At 72.0% G+C, this 17,984-nt stretch carries 19 protein-coding genes; 5 read left to right on the forward strand and 14 right to left on the reverse strand.

What is annotated here, in order from left to right:
- Window positions 1–6: 6 nt before the first annotated feature.
- Together ACLQ2U_RS20260 and ACLQ2U_RS20265 are read right to left on the reverse strand one after the other, a co-directional pair.
- Window positions 7–585 (reverse strand): FAD-dependent oxidoreductase, encoded by a 579-nt coding sequence (locus ACLQ2U_RS20260; RefSeq protein ID WP_425752270.1) that lies wholly within the window; start codon window positions 583–585, stop codon window positions 7–9.
- Window positions 488–1,198, reverse strand: a complete 711-nt coding sequence (locus ACLQ2U_RS20265; protein ID WP_425752352.1) for an FAD-dependent oxidoreductase — start codon at window positions 1,196–1,198, stop codon at window positions 488–490. Before ACLQ2U_RS20265 ends, ACLQ2U_RS20260 begins: the two co-directional genes overlap by 98 nt.
- A 28-nt stretch (window positions 1,199–1,226) precedes the next feature.
- Here ACLQ2U_RS20265 and ACLQ2U_RS20270 point away from each other — a divergent pair, with 28 nt between their 5' ends.
- Complete coding sequence (locus ACLQ2U_RS20270) at window positions 1,227–1,952, forward strand: TetR/AcrR family transcriptional regulator (protein ID WP_425752271.1); 726 nt, start codon at window positions 1,227–1,229, stop codon at window positions 1,950–1,952.
- Window positions 1,953–2,142: 190 nt separating this feature from the next.
- Here ACLQ2U_RS20270 and ACLQ2U_RS20275 read toward each other — a convergent pair whose 3' ends face one another.
- The 5 genes from ACLQ2U_RS20275 to ACLQ2U_RS20295 all read right to left on the reverse strand — a co-directional run bounded on the left by ACLQ2U_RS20275 (window position 2,143) and on the right by ACLQ2U_RS20295 (window position 7,268).
- Window positions 2,143–2,826, reverse strand: a complete 684-nt coding sequence (locus ACLQ2U_RS20275) for a DUF1345 domain-containing protein (RefSeq protein WP_425752272.1) — start codon at window positions 2,824–2,826, stop codon at window positions 2,143–2,145.
- A gap of 267 nt (window positions 2,827–3,093) precedes the next feature.
- Entirely contained in the window at window positions 3,094–3,387 is a 294-nt protein-coding gene (locus ACLQ2U_RS20280) for a hypothetical protein (protein WP_357111824.1), read from the reverse strand.
- Window positions 3,388–3,724: 337 nt separating this feature from the next.
- A complete protein-coding gene (locus tag ACLQ2U_RS20285; RefSeq protein ID WP_425752273.1) occupies window positions 3,725–5,503 on the reverse strand; it encodes a glycoside hydrolase family 15 protein in 1,779 nt (592 codons plus the stop codon).
- A gap of 605 nt (window positions 5,504–6,108) precedes the next feature.
- Entirely contained in the window at window positions 6,109–6,588 is a 480-nt protein-coding gene (locus ACLQ2U_RS20290; protein WP_425752275.1) for a hypothetical protein, read from the reverse strand.
- 104 nt (window positions 6,589–6,692) lie between these two features.
- On the reverse strand, window positions 6,693–7,268 hold the full coding sequence (locus ACLQ2U_RS20295) for a dienelactone hydrolase family protein (RefSeq protein ID WP_425752276.1): 576 nt from the start codon (window positions 7,266–7,268) through the stop codon (window positions 6,693–6,695).
- Between the two features lie 150 nt (window positions 7,269–7,418).
- Here ACLQ2U_RS20295 and ACLQ2U_RS20300 point away from each other — a divergent pair, with 150 nt between their 5' ends.
- Entirely contained in the window at window positions 7,419–8,234 is an 816-nt protein-coding gene (locus ACLQ2U_RS20300) for a class I SAM-dependent methyltransferase (protein WP_425752277.1), read from the forward strand.
- 53 nt (window positions 8,235–8,287) lie between these two features.
- Window positions 8,288–8,689: a hypothetical protein gene (locus ACLQ2U_RS20305; RefSeq protein WP_425752353.1), complete on the forward strand. Its 402-nt coding sequence runs from the start codon at window positions 8,288–8,290 to the stop codon at window positions 8,687–8,689.
- 151 nt (window positions 8,690–8,840) lie between these two features.
- Here ACLQ2U_RS20305 and ACLQ2U_RS20310 read toward each other — a convergent pair whose 3' ends face one another.
- From ACLQ2U_RS20310 to ACLQ2U_RS20320, 3 genes are all read right to left on the reverse strand, one after another.
- Window positions 8,841–9,731 carry a glycine betaine ABC transporter substrate-binding protein gene (locus ACLQ2U_RS20310; protein WP_425752278.1) on the reverse strand — a complete coding sequence of 297 codons (891 nt, stop codon included), beginning with the start codon at window positions 9,729–9,731 and terminating at the stop codon, window positions 8,841–8,843.
- 81 nt (window positions 9,732–9,812) lie between these two features.
- The gene (locus tag ACLQ2U_RS20315; protein WP_425752279.1) at window positions 9,813–10,703 is read right to left on the reverse strand and encodes an ABC transporter permease; all 891 of its coding nucleotides are present in this window, start codon (window positions 10,701–10,703) and stop codon (window positions 9,813–9,815) included.
- The gene (locus ACLQ2U_RS20320; protein WP_425752280.1) at window positions 10,700–12,034 is read right to left on the reverse strand and encodes a quaternary amine ABC transporter ATP-binding protein; all 1,335 of its coding nucleotides are present in this window, start codon (window positions 12,032–12,034) and stop codon (window positions 10,700–10,702) included. The genes ACLQ2U_RS20315 and ACLQ2U_RS20320 overlap by 4 nt, the downstream gene beginning before the upstream one ends.
- A 674-nt stretch (window positions 12,035–12,708) precedes the next feature.
- Here ACLQ2U_RS20320 and ACLQ2U_RS20325 point away from each other — a divergent pair.
- Entirely contained in the window at window positions 12,709–14,697 is a 1,989-nt protein-coding gene (locus ACLQ2U_RS20325) for a GTP-binding protein (protein ID WP_425752281.1), read from the forward strand.
- Window positions 14,698–14,764: 67 nt separating this feature from the next.
- Here ACLQ2U_RS20325 and ACLQ2U_RS20330 read toward each other — a convergent pair whose 3' ends face one another.
- The gene (locus ACLQ2U_RS20330) at window positions 14,765–15,364 is read right to left on the reverse strand and encodes a TetR/AcrR family transcriptional regulator (protein ID WP_425752282.1); all 600 of its coding nucleotides are present in this window, start codon (window positions 15,362–15,364) and stop codon (window positions 14,765–14,767) included.
- A 71-nt stretch (window positions 15,365–15,435) separates the two neighbouring features.
- On the opposite strand from ACLQ2U_RS20330, the gene ACLQ2U_RS20335 reads away from it, so the two are divergent.
- Window positions 15,436–16,644 carry an FAD-dependent monooxygenase gene (locus ACLQ2U_RS20335; protein ID WP_425752283.1) on the forward strand — a complete coding sequence of 403 codons (1,209 nt, stop codon included), beginning with the start codon at window positions 15,436–15,438 and terminating at the stop codon, window positions 16,642–16,644.
- 9 nt (window positions 16,645–16,653) lie between these two features.
- On the opposite strand, the gene ACLQ2U_RS20340 is transcribed toward ACLQ2U_RS20335, so the two are convergent.
- From ACLQ2U_RS20340 to ACLQ2U_RS20350, 3 genes are all read right to left on the reverse strand, one after another.
- Window positions 16,654–17,184, reverse strand: a complete 531-nt coding sequence (locus tag ACLQ2U_RS20340) for an SRPBCC family protein (protein WP_425752284.1) — start codon at window positions 17,182–17,184, stop codon at window positions 16,654–16,656.
- A 2-nt stretch (window positions 17,185–17,186) separates the two neighbouring features.
- Entirely contained in the window at window positions 17,187–17,492 is a 306-nt protein-coding gene (locus ACLQ2U_RS20345) for an ArsR/SmtB family transcription factor (protein ID WP_425752285.1), read from the reverse strand.
- 251 nt (window positions 17,493–17,743) lie between these two features.
- A complete protein-coding gene (locus tag ACLQ2U_RS20350; RefSeq protein WP_425752286.1) occupies window positions 17,744–17,953 on the reverse strand; it encodes a hypothetical protein in 210 nt (69 codons plus the stop codon).
- Window positions 17,954–17,984: the final 31 nt, after the last annotated feature.

Raw genomic sequence — 17,984 nt, forward strand, 5'->3', positions numbered from 1 at the left:
GCATGGTCATCGCGTGGCCGAGCCGTGGGATGCTTCTGCGCTGGGCGCCGTTCTTGTCATCTTGGCTGGAAGGGCGGGGGCGGGTGCCGGTTCGGCGGGCCGGGCCGTGAAGAAGCGGATGATGTCTTCCGCCGCGGTTGGGGACAGCATCATCGCCTGGACTCGTGCGGACATTTCGGCGATCGGGTGAGTCCTGGTGAACATCGCCTCCTCGTACGTCCGGATTGCCGAGTCCGGGTCGGCGGGGTTGGCGGCGAGTCGGCTGGCGAGTTCGGCGGCGTCGAGCATGGCCTGGTTGGCGCCCTCGCCGACCGGCGGCATGAGGTGCGCGGCGTCGCCGATGAGGGTGATGCCCGGCCGGCTGGCCCAGCGCGTACCGATGGGCATCGCTTCGATCGGGCGCGGCGTCGGCGCGCTGTCGCCGGCCTCGATGAGTGCGGTGAGGCGTGGGTCCCAGCCACCGAACATGTCCAGCAGAGCGCGCTTACTACGGTATGTGTCGATGGGGCGATCGTCTGCGCGCAGCGAGATCCCGACACGTAGGCTGCCGTCGCCGAGGCGTTGCGCTGCCAGGATCTGGTTCACGCCGACGCACCACAGGTTCCCGGGGCCGACACAGCTCGGCGAGATCGGGATGGCGCCGGTCGACGTCTTCGATGTTCAGCTCTACGAGGGTGGACACATAGGACAGTTGGACGTCGGTCAGCAGCGACCGGACGACTGAGCGCGCGCCGTCCGCGCCGATGAGGATGTCGCAGCCGGTTTGGTGGCCGCCATGGAACGTCAGTTCCCAGCCCCCGTCAGATCGCGGGGTCGCCGCGACAAGCCGGTGCCGCCAGACAACCGTGTCGCCGGGGAGGGAATCGAGCAGAAGATCACGCAGTGCGCTCCGGTCAATCTCGGGACGTCCGGAGAATGAGCCAGGTTGCGGCTCATGGTGTACCAGGGTCCGTCCGGTCGGGTCGACGATGCGATGTTCCTCGCCCTCGGGCCGCGCCTCCGACCGGAACCGGCCAGCGAGACCCGCCTCGGCCAGGGCCTGTTGCCCGGACTCCGGGTGCAGGTCGAGCGCGCCGCCCTGCGTCCGCGCGGATCGGCCTGCCTCCCGCTCGTACACCACCGCATCGATGCTGTGCCGATGCAGGATCCGTGCCAGCGTCAGCCCGCCAAGGCCGCCACCAGCGATCGCAATTCGCATTCTCACCCCGTTACCGTACGCTGTATTCGTGGATACGCCGTACGGTAACGCAGCGATGCCCGTTTGGGAACGGCCCGAGCCCCAGCCGCGGGCGGCGCCGGTGCCGTTGAGCCGCGAGAAGATCGCCGCTACGGCGATCCGGCTTGCCGACGCGCACGGCCTCGACGGCCTGTCGCTTCGCAAGATCGCCAAAGAGCTCGGTGTCGGTCCGATGCGGCTCTACGACTATGTGATCAACAGATCCGAACTGCTCGATCTGATGGTCGACGTCGTCTATGCCCGGATCGCCGAGGTCGGCCAGCACTCCGAGTGGAGCGCCACGGTACTTGCCATCGCCCACGCGACCCGCGATGCCGCCCTTGATCATGAGTGGTTCGCCGACCTGCTCGGCGGACGGCCACACTTGGGACCTCACGCGCTCGCCGTGGGCGAAGCGACCGCGGCGGCGCTGAGCCAGGCCCCCGGCGTGCGCGGCATCGACGATCTCCAGCGGGCTTTGGGCGCCCTCAACGCCTTCATCATCGGAGCGGTCCGCAGAGAGGTCACCGAGCGACGCACCGCCCGCTCCACCGGCACCGATGAAGCCGCCTTTCAGGCCAGCCTCGGCCCCTACCTCACACGCATGTTCAAAACCGGCAGGTACCCCACCGTCGCCCGGCTCGTCATCGACGGCGCCCACCTCAATGCCGAGGAAACCTTCAACCACAACCTGACCACCGTCTTGGACGGCATCACCAGCCGACCCCGCACGTGACCGACTGCCCTGCGGCCAGCGGCCGGCTGGAAGCCGATGCGCCTTGATCAGACATCCGGATCTGCCGCCGAGCGAGCGGCTGGCTTGCGCTGACCGGCGCCGGTTAGGAGTGGTACGTCAGAAGCCGCGAGCGAAGCACGTTTCGTTGAGCTCCGTGCGTGCCACCAACCGGTCGGTAAGTCCGACACGGTCAGCGGGCCAGGTCGGCGATGAGGTTGACGGAACCCGCCACGATCACCACGCCGAATAGGTACGACAGGGCGGCATGGGACAGCACGCTGCCCCGGATCCGTGGATCGCTGATGGCCGTGTCCGATACTTGGTAAGTCATGCCGATCGTGAAGGCGACGTAGGCCAAGTCGCGGTAGGTGGGCCGCCCCTGCACAGACTGGCCGCCGAAGCCGATCCCCCCGGTCGTTGATCGGAAATGCAGGTCGCAGTAGCGCAGGGTGAAGACCGTGTTGACAACGGTCCACGACAACAGGACGGTCAGTATTGCGAGGCCGGCGAGCAGCATCCGCATTGAGCCGCTCTGCCGGCCGGCGCGGCTGAGAGCAAAGCCGACGCCCAGCAGGCTGGTGACGCCCGCCCCTACCAGCAGCACCGCGGCGGTTCCCCGCGTCTCGTCCTCACGCATGGCGAGCATCTCGGTGCGCGAGCTGTCCGCTCGGATAATGACCGGCCAGATGGTGAGGAGGAAGGCGAGCGCGGCGGCGTCCCAGCCTCCGACCGCGGCCAACTCCCACGTCATGAACGGCAGGAGCGCCAGAGCGACAATGAGCCCGATGGAGGCGACGATGACGGTTCGCCGCAGGGCAGGGGCGTGCCAGCCCAGGCATCGGTGATACATCGTCTCCGGGGGCATGCCGGTCATCGTCCGAGTGTCTCCCACCGCATCGCATGGCGTGCTCAAAGCCGCGCACAGCGAGCCCGTTGGTCACCTGGATGGCCCACTGATCTAGCAATCGGCATGCCTCTGCGCCCGTCGAGCGGTGCGAGTCGACTGCATGCGAGCGAGTGGAACGTCCGCAACTGCCGCTGAGCGAGCGCGCTCGGTGCGGTTTAGGTCGCGTCTGCTGCAGCCTGTGCGCCTACGAGACTGGTGAGTCGACGCGCCTGCCGCGTCACAGCAGTCGAGCCGTCAGCTGAGACCGCGGTGGGCGGCCCACAGCGCGCCGGCGCGGCTGGCAGCTTTGTCGACTAGGGCCACCAGCTCGGGCCTGTTGGGCACGGGGAACGAGACGTATGTGCCGCGGCCGCCGCCGGTCGGTCGGCCGTAGGCCTTTGCCGCGAGGCGCCCGTCCGGGAGGAGCCGGACGTTGAGTGTGGTCAGCGTGAACTCCTCACCGCGTCGAGTGTCGGTCCAGCGGAGCCCCTCGGGGATCGTGACGTTGATCGCCAGGGCGCTCACATCGAGGGCGACGTCGCTGCTCATGGACGCATGTTCTCACGCGAGTCGACGCCCGCTCACGCCGCGTTACGGGCGGCTACGCTCGCCGTCCTTGCCCTGGCGCCGCGGGCGTTCGCGTATGTGCGGGGCCGCGCCGGTTAGATCGCGCGGACCGGTCGTGAGGTGTGTCGCGCAGCTCGAGCCGGCACACTGGCCTTGTGGGTCGTCGTCGACACTCCTGTCGAGGCGATTTGGAGGAGGGTCCAGCCGCGTTCGCGTTCCTGGTCGATGAATGGGGCTTCCTGGGGCCCGAGCGAACTGATAGTCGCGCTCACCCCGACCTGCTCGGCGATGCTCCCGCGGCGGCCACTGAGCGGCGGGGTCAGATGAAGCTGGGCTTGGTGAGACGCCAGGCGGCCCCGACGAGGCCGACGTGGGAGAGCGCCAGGGGGGTGTTGCCCAGGTGCGCGCCGGTGCGGGGGTCGATCTGCTCGGCGAACAGCCCGAGGTCGTTCGCGCGGGCGGCGGTGCGTTCGAACAGCGCGACGGCCCGCTCCGTCTCGCCGGCCATCGCCAGGCACTCAACCAGCCAGAACGTGCACACCACGAAGCCGGCCGGATCGTCCGGCCAGCGCCGGACCAGACCCTCCGTCGTAAGCCCCGCCGCGACCGCCTCGATGGTGGCCCGCATCCGGGGATCGGTGGCCGACACCATCCCCGTGAAGGGCATGGCCAGGACCGAGGCGTCCAGCTCCGGCGAGCCGATCACGCCGGTGTAGGCGCCGACCCGTTCATTCCAGCCGTCCCGCAGCACCGTGGCCCGGATCTCATCGCGGACGGCGGACCACCGCTCGGGATCGGCGCGCGCGCCGAGCATCGGCGCGAGCTTCACTGCGCTGTCCAGCGCGCCCCAGCACAGCGCCTTGGACGCCAGGTAGTGCCGCTCCGGACCGCGGTCCTCCCACATGCCGGCGTCCGGTTCCCGCCAGTGGGTGGCCTGCTCGGCGAGGCCGACCAGCAGCGCCTGCAGTTCTTCCGAGAGATCACCGAGCTGGTCCCGGATGAGGTGGGCCATGAGCAGCACCTCGCCGGGCACGTCGTACTGCCGCTGCCGCCAGGCGTCGTTGCCGACCCGGACCGGCCGGCTGCCGGCGTACCCACGCAGGTGGTCGAGCGAGTACTCGGAGAGATTCCGCTCGCCCGTCAGCCCGTACATGACCGGCACCGGTTGGTCGCCGGTGCGGCCGGCGGAGCGGGCGGCCCAGTCAAAGAGCCGGCCGGTCTCGTCCGGGCAGGCGGCCACCCAGAACGCCCGCACGGTCAGAAAGAAGTCCCGCAGCCAGGCGTACCGGTAGTCGTAGTTGTCGGTGCCGCCGAGCCGCTCCGGAAGCGAGGTGGTGACGGCCGCGGCCACCGCCCCGCTCGGCTGATAGGTCAAGCCCTGCAGGACCAGCGCGCTGTGCCGCACGAGGTCAGCGTAGCGGCCGTCGTACCGGTGCAGCTCCCGCATCGCCCGCCAAGCCTCGACGGTCTCGGCGAGCGCCGGCACCGGATCCAGCTGCTGCGGCGGCGGACCGTAGGCCGGCGCGTACGCCAGGTCGAAGCCGACCACCTGGCCGGGGGCAACGTCGAACTCGGCGTACGCCCGTCCGTGCGCGCATATCAGCGGCACCGGGCTGCGCAGGGTCAGGGTCACCGGGCCGGCGGTGGCCAGCACCCGGCCATCGCCGCCGTGCAGGTACGGGCTGAGCAGCCCGTACTCCGGCCGAGGAGCGAACTCGCACCGCATCCGCACCCTGCCGGTGAGTCCCTCGACGACCCGGGCCAGCACCATCGGGGAGTTGCGGCCCAGTTCGTGCCCACGCGCCCCGGGCTCGGCCGCGAGCCCCTCGGTCACCGCGACGCTGCCACCGCTGATGTTGTGCACGGTCCGCAGCACCAGCGAGCCGTCGACGTACGCCCGCTCGGTCCGCAGGCCCGACTCGGCCGCCACCGGACCGAGCGCCCAGAACCCGGCGTCGGCGTCGAGCAGCCGCCCGAAGACCGACGGAGAGTCGAACCGGCCCGGGCACCACCAGTCGATTGAGCCGCCCCGGCTGACCAGCGCAGCCGAGGCGCAGTCGGAGAGCAGGCCGTAGTCGGCGATGGCGACCCCGGACACCCCGCGCGATTACCCACGTCCGCGACGGCTATGCCGCCCGTTCGGGTACTTGCGCCCGGGCATCCGCGGTGGCACCGAGTCGCCCGCATCTCCCGGCCCAGCTCGGACTCCCCGTCCCAGGTGAGAATCGCGCTACCGTCCCGGCCGCGCAGCCGCTGGACGAACCGGGGATCCCCCTGCCGCTCCACGACCAGCCCGGCGTGCTGCTCCCGAAACTCCTCCTGCCTGGCCAACTCACGGAGGCAGCGCCTCGATCTCTCGCCCGATATTTCCTCGCTCTGACCAGAGAAAGTCCGCCGGCTGCTGGGCACTTCGACGAGTTCGACGCCGAGCACCTCTGCGACCTCCGGCGCGAACCGCTCCAGTGAGGGCGGCGCATCCGGCCCGGCCGTCCCGAGAAGCAGATCCACGGCCATGCCCACGCCCGGGACTGTACAGCCATCCGTACAGCCAAGACCGCCCGCAAGTGCCGACGCTGGCCGACAACGACGGACGGGTTGACCAGGGGCGCAGCCGCCTGACCAGCCATCCGTGACCTTCTTCTAATCCCCACGCCGGTTTGGGTCGCCCACGACGACGCACACGGGGGACACGAGCGGAGAGGTTCAGGTCCTGGGCACTACCCGGACGACGCTTCCCCCGCCGCTCGCCGTGTTGTCGTCGCCGACCAAGGAGGTGGCCAGGTTGTAGTACCCCGGCTTGGCCTCGGGACCGATCACGATGATGCTGATGGGTCGTTCGTCGGGCGTGCCGGAAGGTCGAACCGGTGCGGCCGCGAAGGTGACCAGCCCCGAGACGATCTGGGTGTCGTCCGCCGCGGCCTTGAGGTCACCTACGGTGGCGAACGGACCGGTCAGGCGTGCGGTCAACTCGACCTGCGGTGGGGTCCCGCTCGGCTCGTCCGGGGATTCGACCGTCCAGTGCACAGTCAAGGTCTGCCCAGGCTGGTACAGCCTGTCGACGTCCCCGGCCTCACAGCAGGTGTACGTCGGCGCGGCCGTCACCGGGCCGGAGGGCTCGTCGCCGCAGGCTGCCAGGAACGGCATGACAAGGCAGGCAAGAAGCCGGACCCGAGACACGTTCATGAGCAGGATCCTATGTCCCGGTTGCCAATCCCATAGCCGCGCAATTGACCAGTGACGCCCACGAGGGGGTGCGGCCCGCCCGCCCCGCCCCGCCCCGCCCCACCTCAGCGTGCGCTGAGGAAGTCGAGCACCCGCCTGGTCAGCAGTTCCGCGGCTTCCTTGTCGTACGACGGAAGGCTGGCGTCGGCGAACAGGTGCTGGTCGCCGGGGTAGAGGAAGAGCTCGCCCTGCTCGGCCGACTCCACGAGCGCGCGGGCCGCCTCCACGTCACCCTCGCCGCTGAAGAAGGGGTCGGCGTCCATCCCGTGGATCTGCACGGGCACGCCGGCCGGCCAGGGCCCGCCGAACTCCGACGGCGGGAGGCAGGACTCGAACAGCAGGGCGCCGCGGGCCCCGGGTCGGGTCTGGGCCAGTTTCTGCGCCGGCATCACCCCGAGGGAGACGCCGGCGTAGACCAGCTCGTGCGGCAGGTCGTCCGCCGCCCGGACGCCGCGCTCGAGGATCTCGCCGAAGCCGATCTCTCTCGCGTAGGCCAGGCCCTCGTCGAGGGTGTCGAACGCGCGGCCGTCGTAGAGGTCGGGCGTGTGCACAGTGTGCCCCGCCGCCCGCAGCTCGTCGGCGAACGCGAGGAATCCCGGGGTCTGTCCCTGCGCGTGGTGGAACAACAACACTTCAGCCATGGTCGCTTCGTCCTCCGTGTGCTGTCGGGTGGGAGATGGAGGCGTTGGTGCGCGCATCCCTTCCATCCAGGACCATAGTTCCCGGATGCCGGGCTCGGCGACCCCGACGCGTGCCCGCGCTACGGATCGATGGTGCCGTATGGTCGCCGGATGGGGCACGAGGTCTGGGCCGACGGTGAGGCCTACGAGGCGTACGTGGGCCGGTGGAGCCGTCCGGTCGCGGAGGAGTTCCTGCGCTGGCTGGACGTGCCACCCGGTCGGCGTTGGCTGGACGTGGGCTGCGGCACCGGCGCGCTGACCTCGACGATCCTCGCCCGGGCGGAGCCGGCGCACGTCGCGGGCGTCGACCGGTCCGAAGGGTTCGTCGCCCACGCTCGCACCCGGGTCGGCGGCGCCCGCTCGGCGTTCCACGTCGGCGACGCCCGCTCGCTGCCGCTGCCCGACCGCAGCGTCGACGTCGTCGTCAGCGGGTTGGCGCTCAACTTCGTACCCGATCCGGCGCGCGCCGTGGCCGAGTTCGCCCGGGTCGTGCGGCCGGCGGGCGTGGCCGCCGCCTACGTCTGGGACTACGCCGAGGGCATGGCGATGATGCGGCACTTCTGGGACGCGGCCGCCGAACTCGGCCCGTCCGCGGCCGCGCTGGACGAGGGCCGCCGCTTCTCGGTATGCGAACCGGAACCGCTGCGTGCGCTGTGGCGCGATGCCGGTCTGCGGACGGTGTCGGTCCAGCCCGTCGAGGTACCGACGGTCTTCGCCGACTTCGCCGACTACTGGACGCCGTTCCTGGGTGGTCAGGGATCGGCTCCGGGCTACGTCAGGTCCCTCGCCGAGCCGGATCGGGCCGCCCTGCGCGATCTGCTCGCCACCCGCGTACCGGCCGAGCCGGACGGATCGATCCGGCTCACGGCGCGGGCCTGGGCGGTCCGCGGCACCGCGGTGGGGCGAACCGCGGCGCAAGGATCGTGAGTACGGGTGCTCATCCCCGATCGCGCCGGGGCGGGAAGGATCGAGCCGTGACCATGACGACGCGTACCCGCGCTCTACTCGGTGCCCTGATCCTCGCGGCGGCGACCGTCGGCACCTGGTGGGCCTGGCTGGGCTGGGACACCGGGTACGCCACCGACCCGGAGACCGGCGCGACCACGGGTCCGTACCAGCCGTGGCAGGTCGCCGGCTGCGTGCTCACCCTGGCCCTGCTCGCCGCCGTGGCGGGGTGGTGGCTCCGCCCGTGGCTCGTGGCCCCGGTGATGACCGTGGCCTTCACCGGGGCCTGGGCGGCGCACGCCGCGGCGACCGACGCCAGCGGGCTGTGGGCGGTGGGAGCGGTCATGGTCCTGGTCGGGATGGGCGTCGGGACGACCGTGGTGAGTGCGGGTGCCCACCTGGTCCGCCGGCGCCGCCGCGGGGCGCCCGCTGGCTGACCGGTCGCGGTAGGACCCTGCCGCAGGACCATCGCCTGGGCATCGTCCCGTCGGTGGCGGGCACGGGACGAACCCCGTCGGGTACGACGCGGGCGGCGAGGCCGTCCGGCCCCGCCGCCCGCGATGAGCGCTGCCCCGAAGGGTGATCAGCTCAGGAGAGCGTCCCCAGGTAGTCCGGGTTCGCCTTCAGCCACTCCTCGACGGCCTTCTCCTCGTCGCCCTTGTGGACGTTGAACATCAGGTCCTCGAGGGTGCCGAGCTGCTCGCCGTCCATCTGGAACTTCTTGAGCTTCGCGGTGACCTCGGGGAAGTCCTCCCCGAACCCCTTGCGGGCCAGGGTGTTGACCTGCTCGGCCGCACCGAGGGTGCCCTTCGGGTCGGCCAGGTCCTTCAGCTCGTACTTGGCGTAGGCCCAGTGCGGGTGCCAGAGGGTGACCGCGATCGGCTTCTTGTCGGCGATCGCGCCGTCCAGGGCGGCCAGCATCGCCGGGGTCGACGAGGTCTTGAGCTTCATCTTGCCGTCCAGGCCGTAGCCGGGGATCACCTTCTCCTGGGTGGCCTTGGTCAGGCCGGCGCCCGGCTCGATGCCGACCAGCTCACCATTGAAGCTGCCCGCCTTGGCGGCCAGGTCCTCCAGCGAGTCGACACCATCGACGTACTTGGGCACGGCGATGCTGAGGCTGGCGTCGTCGTACCAGACGCCGAGCTTGTCCAGCTTGTCGCCGTACTTCTCGAGGTAGGAGGCGTGGGTCTGGGGCAGCCAGCTGTCCAGGAACAGGTCGATGTCGCCGCTGGCGAGGCCGCCGTAGACCAGGCCCGCCTCCAGGTTCTTCAGCTGGACCTGGTAGCCGTCCTTCTCCAGGATCTGCTGCCAGAGGTGGGAGGCGGCGATGGCCTCGTCCCACGCCATGTAGCCGATGGTGATCTTCTTGTCCTTGCCGCCGGACGACTTGTCGGCGGATTCGCCGCAGGCGGCGGTGGCGCCCAGCGCCAGGGCGGCGGTCGCCGCCAGGGCGACGACGCGGGTCAGGGACTTGAACACAGGGTTGTCCTTTCCTGTTGTCGGGCAGCCGGCGGTACCCGCGATCGAGCGGGACAGGGGTGCCGGCGAGGATTGCGGCGGTCAGGCTTCCCGCGCGAGGCGTTGCGCCCGCGCGGACGGGAAGCGGTCGCCGATGGAGTCGGTGAGGCGGTCGAGCACCACGGCCAGCACCACGACGGCGATGCCGCCCTCGAATCCGCTGCCCACCTCGACCTGGGCCAGCGCGAACATGATCACGTCGCCGAGCCCGCCGGCGCCGACCATGCCGGCGATGACCACCATGGACAGGGCGAGCATGATGACCTGGTTGACGCCGGTCATGATCGTCGGGAGGGCGAGCGGCAGCTTCGTCCGGAGCAGCACCATCCACGGTGGGGCGCCGAACGACTCGGCCGCCTCGACGATCTCCCGGTCGACCTGGCGCAGGCCCAGCTCGGTCAGGCGTACCCCGGGCGGCATGCTGAACACCACGGTGGCCAGCACGCCCGGCACGGTGCCGATGCCGAAGAAGAAGATGGCCGGGATCAGGTAGACGAAGGCCGGCATGGTCTGCATCAGGTCGAGCACCGGCCGGGCCACCGCGGAGGCCCGCCGGTTCTCCGCGACGAGGATGCCCAGCGGGATTGCCAGCACCAGGGAGAGCAGGCTGGCCACCAGCACCTGGGCCAGCGTGCTCATGGTCTCCTCCCAGTACGGCATCCCGGCCACCAGGCCGAGCCCGACCAGCGTGCCCAGGCCGAACTTCCAGCCGCGCAGCCACCAGCCGAGCCCCGCCAAGACCAGCACGACCGCCAGGGCCGGTACGCCGGTCAGCAGCTCGGTCAACGGCCGGACGAGGGTGTCGACCAGCGCGGCGACCCCGTCGAAGAACGGCCCGAGGGTGTCGGTGGCCCAGTCGACGGCGGCCTCGGTCCAGGCGCCCAACGGCACCCGGGGCAGCGTGACGTCGAGCGGCGACGCGGTGCGGCTCATGCCGGCTCTCCCTTCGCGTGGAGCGGGACGTCGACCATCCCGGCGGGGTCGTCCGCCACCACGGCGTCCGGTGTCGCCGCGACCGGCCCGTCGGTCGGCGTCGCGACGGCCGGCGCCGCGTCACCGTCCCCGGCGGACGGGTCGTCGGGCACCGCGCTGGCCAGCGAGCTGAGCAGGGTGATCCGGGGGATGACCCCGACCAGCCGGCCCCGGTCGTCCAGCACGGCCATGGGGTGCACGCTCTCCGCGCAGTCGGTGAAGAGGTCGGCCACGGCGGTGTCCTCCGAGACGGTGCGGACCCGCTCGGTGGAGACGTACCCGTCGAGGCGCTGCCGGCCCTCGCGCAGCGCGCGCAGGATCTCGTCCTCGGTGACCGTGCCCAGGAAACGCTTCGCCGGGCCGGTCACGTAGAGCACCGAGGTCAGGGTCTCCCGCAGCGTGCGGGCGGCGACCCGGGGGCCGACGTTGACGTCCAGCACGGTGTGCGGCTTCTCCATCACCGACGAGGCGGTGAGGATCCGGGTGCGGTCGACGTCGGCGACGAACTGCGCGACGTAGTCGTTCGCCGGGTCGGTGAGGATCTCCTCGGCGGTGCCGATCTGGACGATCCGGCCGTCCCGCATCACGGCGATCCGGTGGCCCAGCCGCATGGCCTCGTTGAGGTCGTGGGTGATGAAGACGATCGTCTTGCCGAGCTCGGCCTGCAGCTCCAGGAGCTGGTCCTGGATCTCCCGCCGGATCAGCGGGTCCAGTGCGGAGAACGCCTCGTCCATCAGCAGGATGTCGGTGCCCGCGGCCAGTGCCCGGGCGAGCCCGACCCGCTGGCGCATGCCGCCGGAGAGGTCGTGCGGCAGCTTGTCCGCCCACTCCTCCAGGCCCACCATCCGCAGCGCGTCGAAGGCCCGCTCGCGCCGCTCGGCCTTGGGCAGGCCGGCCACCTCGAGCGCGTAGCCGGCGTTCTCCAGCACCGTCCGGTGTGGCATGAGCGCGAAGTGCTGGAAGACCATGCTGATCTTCTCGCGTCGCAGTCGGCGCAGCGCGGCGGGCTTCAGCCCGGTCAGCTCGACCCCGTCGACCTGCACGCTGCCCGTCGTCGGGCGCAGCAGGCCGTTGAGCATCCGGATGAGGGTGGACTTGCCCGAGCCGGACAGACCCATCACCACGAAGATCTCGCCGGGGCGGACTTCGAAGTTCGCGTCGATCACGGCGGCCGTGGCGGACAGGCCGGCGAGGGCCTCCGCCCGGGGCGCGCCGTCAACGAGGCGCCTTACCGCCTCGTCCTCCCGGCTGCCGAATATTTTATAGAGCGACTTCACGGCGAGCGCTGACACGATCTCCTCTCCGACGAAAACCTGGGGCGGATCGCGCCATCGGTAGTCATCTTCGCGTGTCGTCTGTCGATATCAATATCGGTCACACTGATGAGGTCATACGGTCAGGCTGAGAAACCTACCGAGGGCAGAACCCGAAAACCAGCCGGGACAGCGGGGGCTGTGGAACTCGCCACACAGTTTGGTGTTTCCACGGCTGATTTCGGGCACGGTCGGGTGTCGCCGGCGCTGTTCGGCGACCTCGCCCCGGCGCCGGCCGCATTCGGTGACGGGTGATCGATTTCCGTCAGCCACGCAATTCCTGAGTGAGAATGTGGCCGCCTCGCCCGCTCCGGCCCCGGTGCCGGTGTCCGGCCGGGACAGGCGCACTTCCGGCTGGACCACAGTCACCCGGGCGACCCGCCCGGTGGCGGGCAGCCGACAGGACGCCGTACCCCTCCCGGAGCACTGTTCATGCAGGTGGAGAGGCCTCGGCGTACGCCACCAGGCCGTACGTGTGGCCGAGCCGGCGGCATCGGCTCGGCCCGACGCCGCCGGAAATTCGGTGGACCCCGGCGGCGGCGCCGTGCCAGCCTGACCGCGACGGCTGTCACCGACGACGGGAGCAGGGACAATGCGAGCACTCGAAAACGCCCCGCCCATCCGGATGCGATTTTTCGAGGACCCGTCAACCCATGCAGACCGTCAATATCGGCATCCTGGCGCACGTCGACGCCGGTAAGACCAGCCTCACGGAGCGCCTGCTTTTCGACACCGGCGTCATCGACCGCCTCGGCAGCGTCGACGCCGGCACCACCCGGACCGACACCGGCGAGATCGAGCGCCGGCGCGGCATCACCATCCGCTCGGCGGTGGCCGCGTTCACCGTCGGCCGGCGCCGGGTCAACCTGATCGACACCCCGGGGCACGCCGACTTCGTCGCCGAGGTCGAGCGGGCGCTCGGCGTGCTCGACGGCGCCGTCCTGGTGCTCTCCGCGGTCGAGGGCGTACAGCCGCACAGCCGGCTGCTGATGCGTACCCTCACCGCGTTGCGCCTGCCCACGCTGCTCTTCGTCAACAAGATCGACCGGACCGGCGCCCGGGTCGACGAGCTGGTCGCGGACGTCACCCGGCTGCTCACCCCGGCGGTCGTGCCGATGGGCACGGTCCGCGACCCCGGCACGGCCGCGGCCACCTTCCTCGGGTACGACCACCGCGTCCCCGACACCGTCACGCGCTGGGCCACCACGCTCGCCGACCACGACGACCGGCTGCTCGCCGCGCTGGTCGAGGAGCGGCTCCCCGACCACCGGCAGGTACGCGCCGCTCTGCGCGACCGGACCGCCGCCGGGGTGGTGCACCCGCTCTGGTTCGGCTCGGCGGTCACCGGCGCCGGCGTACCCGACCTGCTGGACGGCATCGCCCACCTGCTGCCGCCGTCGCCCCCGGCCGAGCCGGTGCTGCGCGGCCGGGTCTTCGCCGTGGAACGGAACCCCGGCGGGGAGAAGGTCGCCTACGTCCGCTCGTACGGCGGTGAGCTGCGCCGCCGGCAGCGGGTGACCGTGCACCGGCGGGAGCCGGACGGCCGGGTGACCGGCCACCGGGGCCAGGTCACCGCGCTGGACGTGGTCGGTGACCCGGACGCCGACCGGTTGACCGCCGGGCGGATCGCCCGGGTGCACGGCCTGCCCGTGGTGCGCATCGGCGACCAGCTCGGCACCGTCGCCGGGCTGGACGTCCGCCGGCACTTCCCGCCGCCCAGCCTGGAGACGGTGGTCCGGCCGGCCCGCCCCGAGCAGGCCGCCGCCCTGCACGCGGCGCTGCTCGCCCTGGCCGACGCCGACCCGCTGATCCGGACCCGGGTCACGCCGGACGGGGAGAGCGCGGTGCTGCTCTACGGCGAGGTGCAACGGGAGGTGCTCGCCGCGACGCTGGCCGAGCGGCACGGCGTCGAGGTGTGCCTCGCGCCGAGCCGGCTGGTCCACCGGGAACGGCCGGTCGGGGTGGGCAGCGCCGAGGAGATCATCGGGCACGGCTTCCTGGCCACCGTCGGACTGCGGGTCGAGCCGGGGCGCGGCGTGCGTTACCGGCTGGCGGTCGAGCGGGGTTCGCTGCTGCCGGCGTACCACACCGCGATCGAGGAGTCCGTCCACTCCGCGCTGGAGCAGGGCGTCCACGGCTGGCCGGTCACCGACGTCACGGTCACCCTGACTCGCAGTGGGTACTGGGCGCCCGAGAGCACCGCCGGGGACTTCCGCGACCTCACCCCGTACGTGCTCGCCAGGGCCCTGGCCCGCGCCGGCACCCGGGTGTACGAGCCGTGCCACCGGTTCGAGGTGGAGGTGCCCGACGACCGGCTGGGTCCGGTGACCGGCCACCTGGCCGGGCTCGCGGCGCGGATCGACGCGACCGTCCCCGGCCGGGGGAGCTGGCGGGTCACCGGCGAGCTGCCGGCCCGGCTCGTGCCGCAGGCGCGGCGCCGGCTGCCGGACCTCTCCGGCGGGGAGGGGCTCTGGTCGTCCGAGCCGCACGGGGACCGGCCGGTGGTCGGCGCGCCGCCGCGCCGGCCGCGCACCGACGGCAACCCGTACGACCGGGTGGAGTACACCCGCTTCCTGGCCCAGCGGGGCCTCGGGACACCGACGGCATCGACGCCCGTCACACCACCACCCTCGCGGAGATGACCAGGGGAGACGGGGAGACGGCCGTGGGTGGGATCCGGTGGGTCCGGGCCCGGGAGTTCGAGCTCGTTCAGCCCTGAGCCGCCCCCGGGCCGGTGGCGAACTCCTCGGCGACCGTGCGCAGCGCGTCGGTCAGTTCCGCCGCCGACGGGGTGCCCGCCGGGTCGACCAGCGACTGGGCCGCCAGCCCGCCGAGCAGGGCCTGGTAGAACGCGCCGAGGGCGAGCGCCTTCGCCTCGTCCACCTCCGGGTCGAGCCGGTGGAAGATCGCGGCCAGCCCCAGCCGGGCCTGGCGGTTGGCGGGGGCGAAGGCCTCGCGCAGTTCGGGGGAGCGGTCCATCGAGGCGATCAGTTCGAACTGGACGGCCCAGAGCGGGCGCAGCCGGGCGAACGATTCGATGATTCGGCTCCACCCCGCCTCGAACCGCTCCGCCCCGGTGGCGTCCGCCCCGGCGCTCGCGGCGAGGGTCCGTTCCAGCTCCTCGCCCCACTCCTGCATCGCCTGGTAGAGCGCCTCGTCGAGCAGCGCCCTAGTGGTGCGGAAGTGGTAGCCGATGGCGGCCAGGCTGGTGCCGGCGGCGGTGGCGATGTCACGCGCGGTGGTGCCCGCGTAGCCCTTCTCGATCAGGCAGTGCCGGGCGCCGGCGAGCAGGTCCTCCCGATTTCCCATGCCGGCAGCCTATCCGAGTCGTGGGACAAACGTCTTGCACAAACGTCTGACACGCTCGTACAGTCATCGGCATGACGAACGTTCTGATCTCCGGCGGCGGCATCGCCGGCCCCGCCCTGGCCTGGTGGCTGCGTCGGCACGGCTTCCGCCCGACCGTCGTCGAGCGCGCCCCGGCGATCCGCGCGGGCGGCTACAAGGTGGACATCCGGGGCGCCGCCCTGACCGTGGTCGACCGGATGGGTCTGGGCGAGCAGGTTCGGCGGCACGACACCGACATGCGGCTGGCCCGCTTCGTGGACTCCCGCGGCGCCCAGCTCGCCACCATGGACGCCCGGGTCTTCGGCGGCCGGGAGGGCGACGACGTCGAGATCATGCGGGGGGACCTGGCCCGGGTCCTCGCCGACGCCACCGTCGACGTGGAATACCTCTTCGACGACTCGATCGCCGCGCTCACTCCGACGACCGACGGGGTGGAGGTCGTCTTCGCGCGCGCGCCGCGCCGCACGTTCGACCTGGTGGTCGGCGCGGACGGGCTGCACTCCACGGTGCGCCGGCTGGCCTTCGGGGCGGAGTCGTCCCACCTGCGGCCGCTCGGGCACCACATCTCAATCTGCACCGTGCCGGGGGAGTTCGGCGTCGACCGCACCGAGCTGATGCACGTGGCCCCGGGGCGCAGCGTCGGCGTCTACCGGACCGCCGGCTCCCCGGACGCCCGGGCGCTGTTCCTCTTCCGGTCGCCGGCCGAGGCCCCCGACCACCGCGACGTCGCCGGGCAGCGGGCGCTGCTGACCGAGGCCTTCGCCGGGCTCGGCTGGCAGGTGCCCGGCCTGCTCGACGCGCTGCCCGACGCCCCGGGCTTCTACTTCGACTCGATCAGCCAGGTGCGGATGGACCGCTGGTCGACCGGGCGGATCGCCCTGGTCGGCGATGCCGGGTACGGGCCGTCGCCCGCCTCCGGGCAGGGCACCAGCCTGAGCCTGGTCGGGGCGTACGTGCTGGCGGCCGCCCTGGCGGAGGCGGGCGGCGACCCGGCCGTCGGGTTCGCCGACTACGAGCGGCGGATGCGCCCGTTCGTCGAGGCGAACCAGGACCTCGCCGAACGCAATCTCAGGGGGATGGTGCTCGGCTCGGCGGCGCAGATCCGGTTCCAGCTGCTGATGCTGCGGCTGATGCCGCACCTGCCCGGGCGGGAGGCGATGATCCGGCGGGTGACCGAGCCGATCCGCCGGGCGGCGACCGCGATCACCCTGCCCGACGTCGCGGCGTCGGGTGGGATGTGACGGGCCGGCTCAGGAGTCGCCGAGCCGCTCGGCGTACGCGTCGCGCAGCTCGACCCAGCCGAAGTCCTTGGCCTCGGTGCCCCTGATCGGGCCGACCGGGTCGCCGGCGAGCAGGTGGTCGGCCACGTCGAGGCAGAGGTGCCAGCCGGCGGCCACCATCGGCAGCACCGCCCGGTGGGCGACGGTGTGCCGCAGGGTCAGCCGGGTGCCGACGCCGGTCGGGGCCAGCTCCCAGCGGAGCAGGTCCTCGCCCCAGGTGTACTCGAGCAGCGTGGGCCGCTCGGCGCGCAGCACCCGCGCGGGCTGCTCGGTGACCTCGTCCCCGTCGACGGTGCTCAGCGCGGCGTCGCCGGGGGTGCCGAGGTCCCGGCTGGCCAGGAACGGCGCCCACTCGGCGAGCCGGGCGGGGTTGGTTAGCGCCGCCCAGACCTGCTCCGGCGGGTGCCGCAGCTCGCGGACGAACAGCAGCGTCCACCGGTCGTCGGCGGGCTCCGCCGCCACCTGTGCGGGGGGGCCGGGGCGGAACGAGTCGCGGTCCATGCTCACTCCTTGTCGAGATGGCGTTCGAGGGCGTCCAGGCTGTCCGTCCACATCCGCCGGTACGGCGTCAGCCAGTCGTCCACGGCCTGGAACGGGCGTAGGTCGATGCGGTAGATGCGCTGCTGCGCCGCCGTGCGGCAGGCGACGAAGCCGGCCTCCCGGAGCACCTTGAGGTGCTTGGAGACGGCCGGCTGGCTCACGCCCAGCGCGTCGACCAGCTCACCGACGCTGCACTCGGAGCGCCGGAGCGCGTCGAGGATCCGGCGCCGGGTCGGTTCGGCCAGGACGGCGAAGGCGTCGACGGACACCACCACACTATGCCCCACTGTTCATATGCCTGTCAAGGAATGAAAGGGGCGGCGGCGCCGACCTGGACCACCTGGAGCTGGTCGCCGCCGAGGTGATGCCGCAGCTCTGAGCCGATTGCGCCGCCGGCCGCGTCGGGCCCGGCCAGGTCGGTCGGCGGGCCCGCGGCCGGGCCCGCCGGATCGGCCGGCGCATGACCCGGCGGTGGGTCAGCGCAGCGAGGCGATGCCGCCCAGGTGGTGGGTGACGATCGTCAGCGAGCCGGGGTCGCCCGCGGGGGTGGTTTCGGCACCGGCACCGGTTTCGGCTCCGGCTCCGGGGTGGGCTCCGGCGCCGGGTTGGTCAGATCCGGGTACGCCCCCGGCGGCGCGCTCGCCGGCTCCGGCCCGACGCCGGTCGGGTCGATCTCCTCTTCCGACGGGTGGACGTCACCGTGCAGGGTGGGGTCGCGGTAGCTGCTCATCCAGCCGTGATTCCCCGTGGACGCCGACGAC

This window comes from Micromonospora sp. DT47, from assembly GCF_049844475.1.
Classification (GTDB): domain Bacteria; phylum Actinomycetota; class Actinomycetes; order Mycobacteriales; family Micromonosporaceae; genus Micromonospora.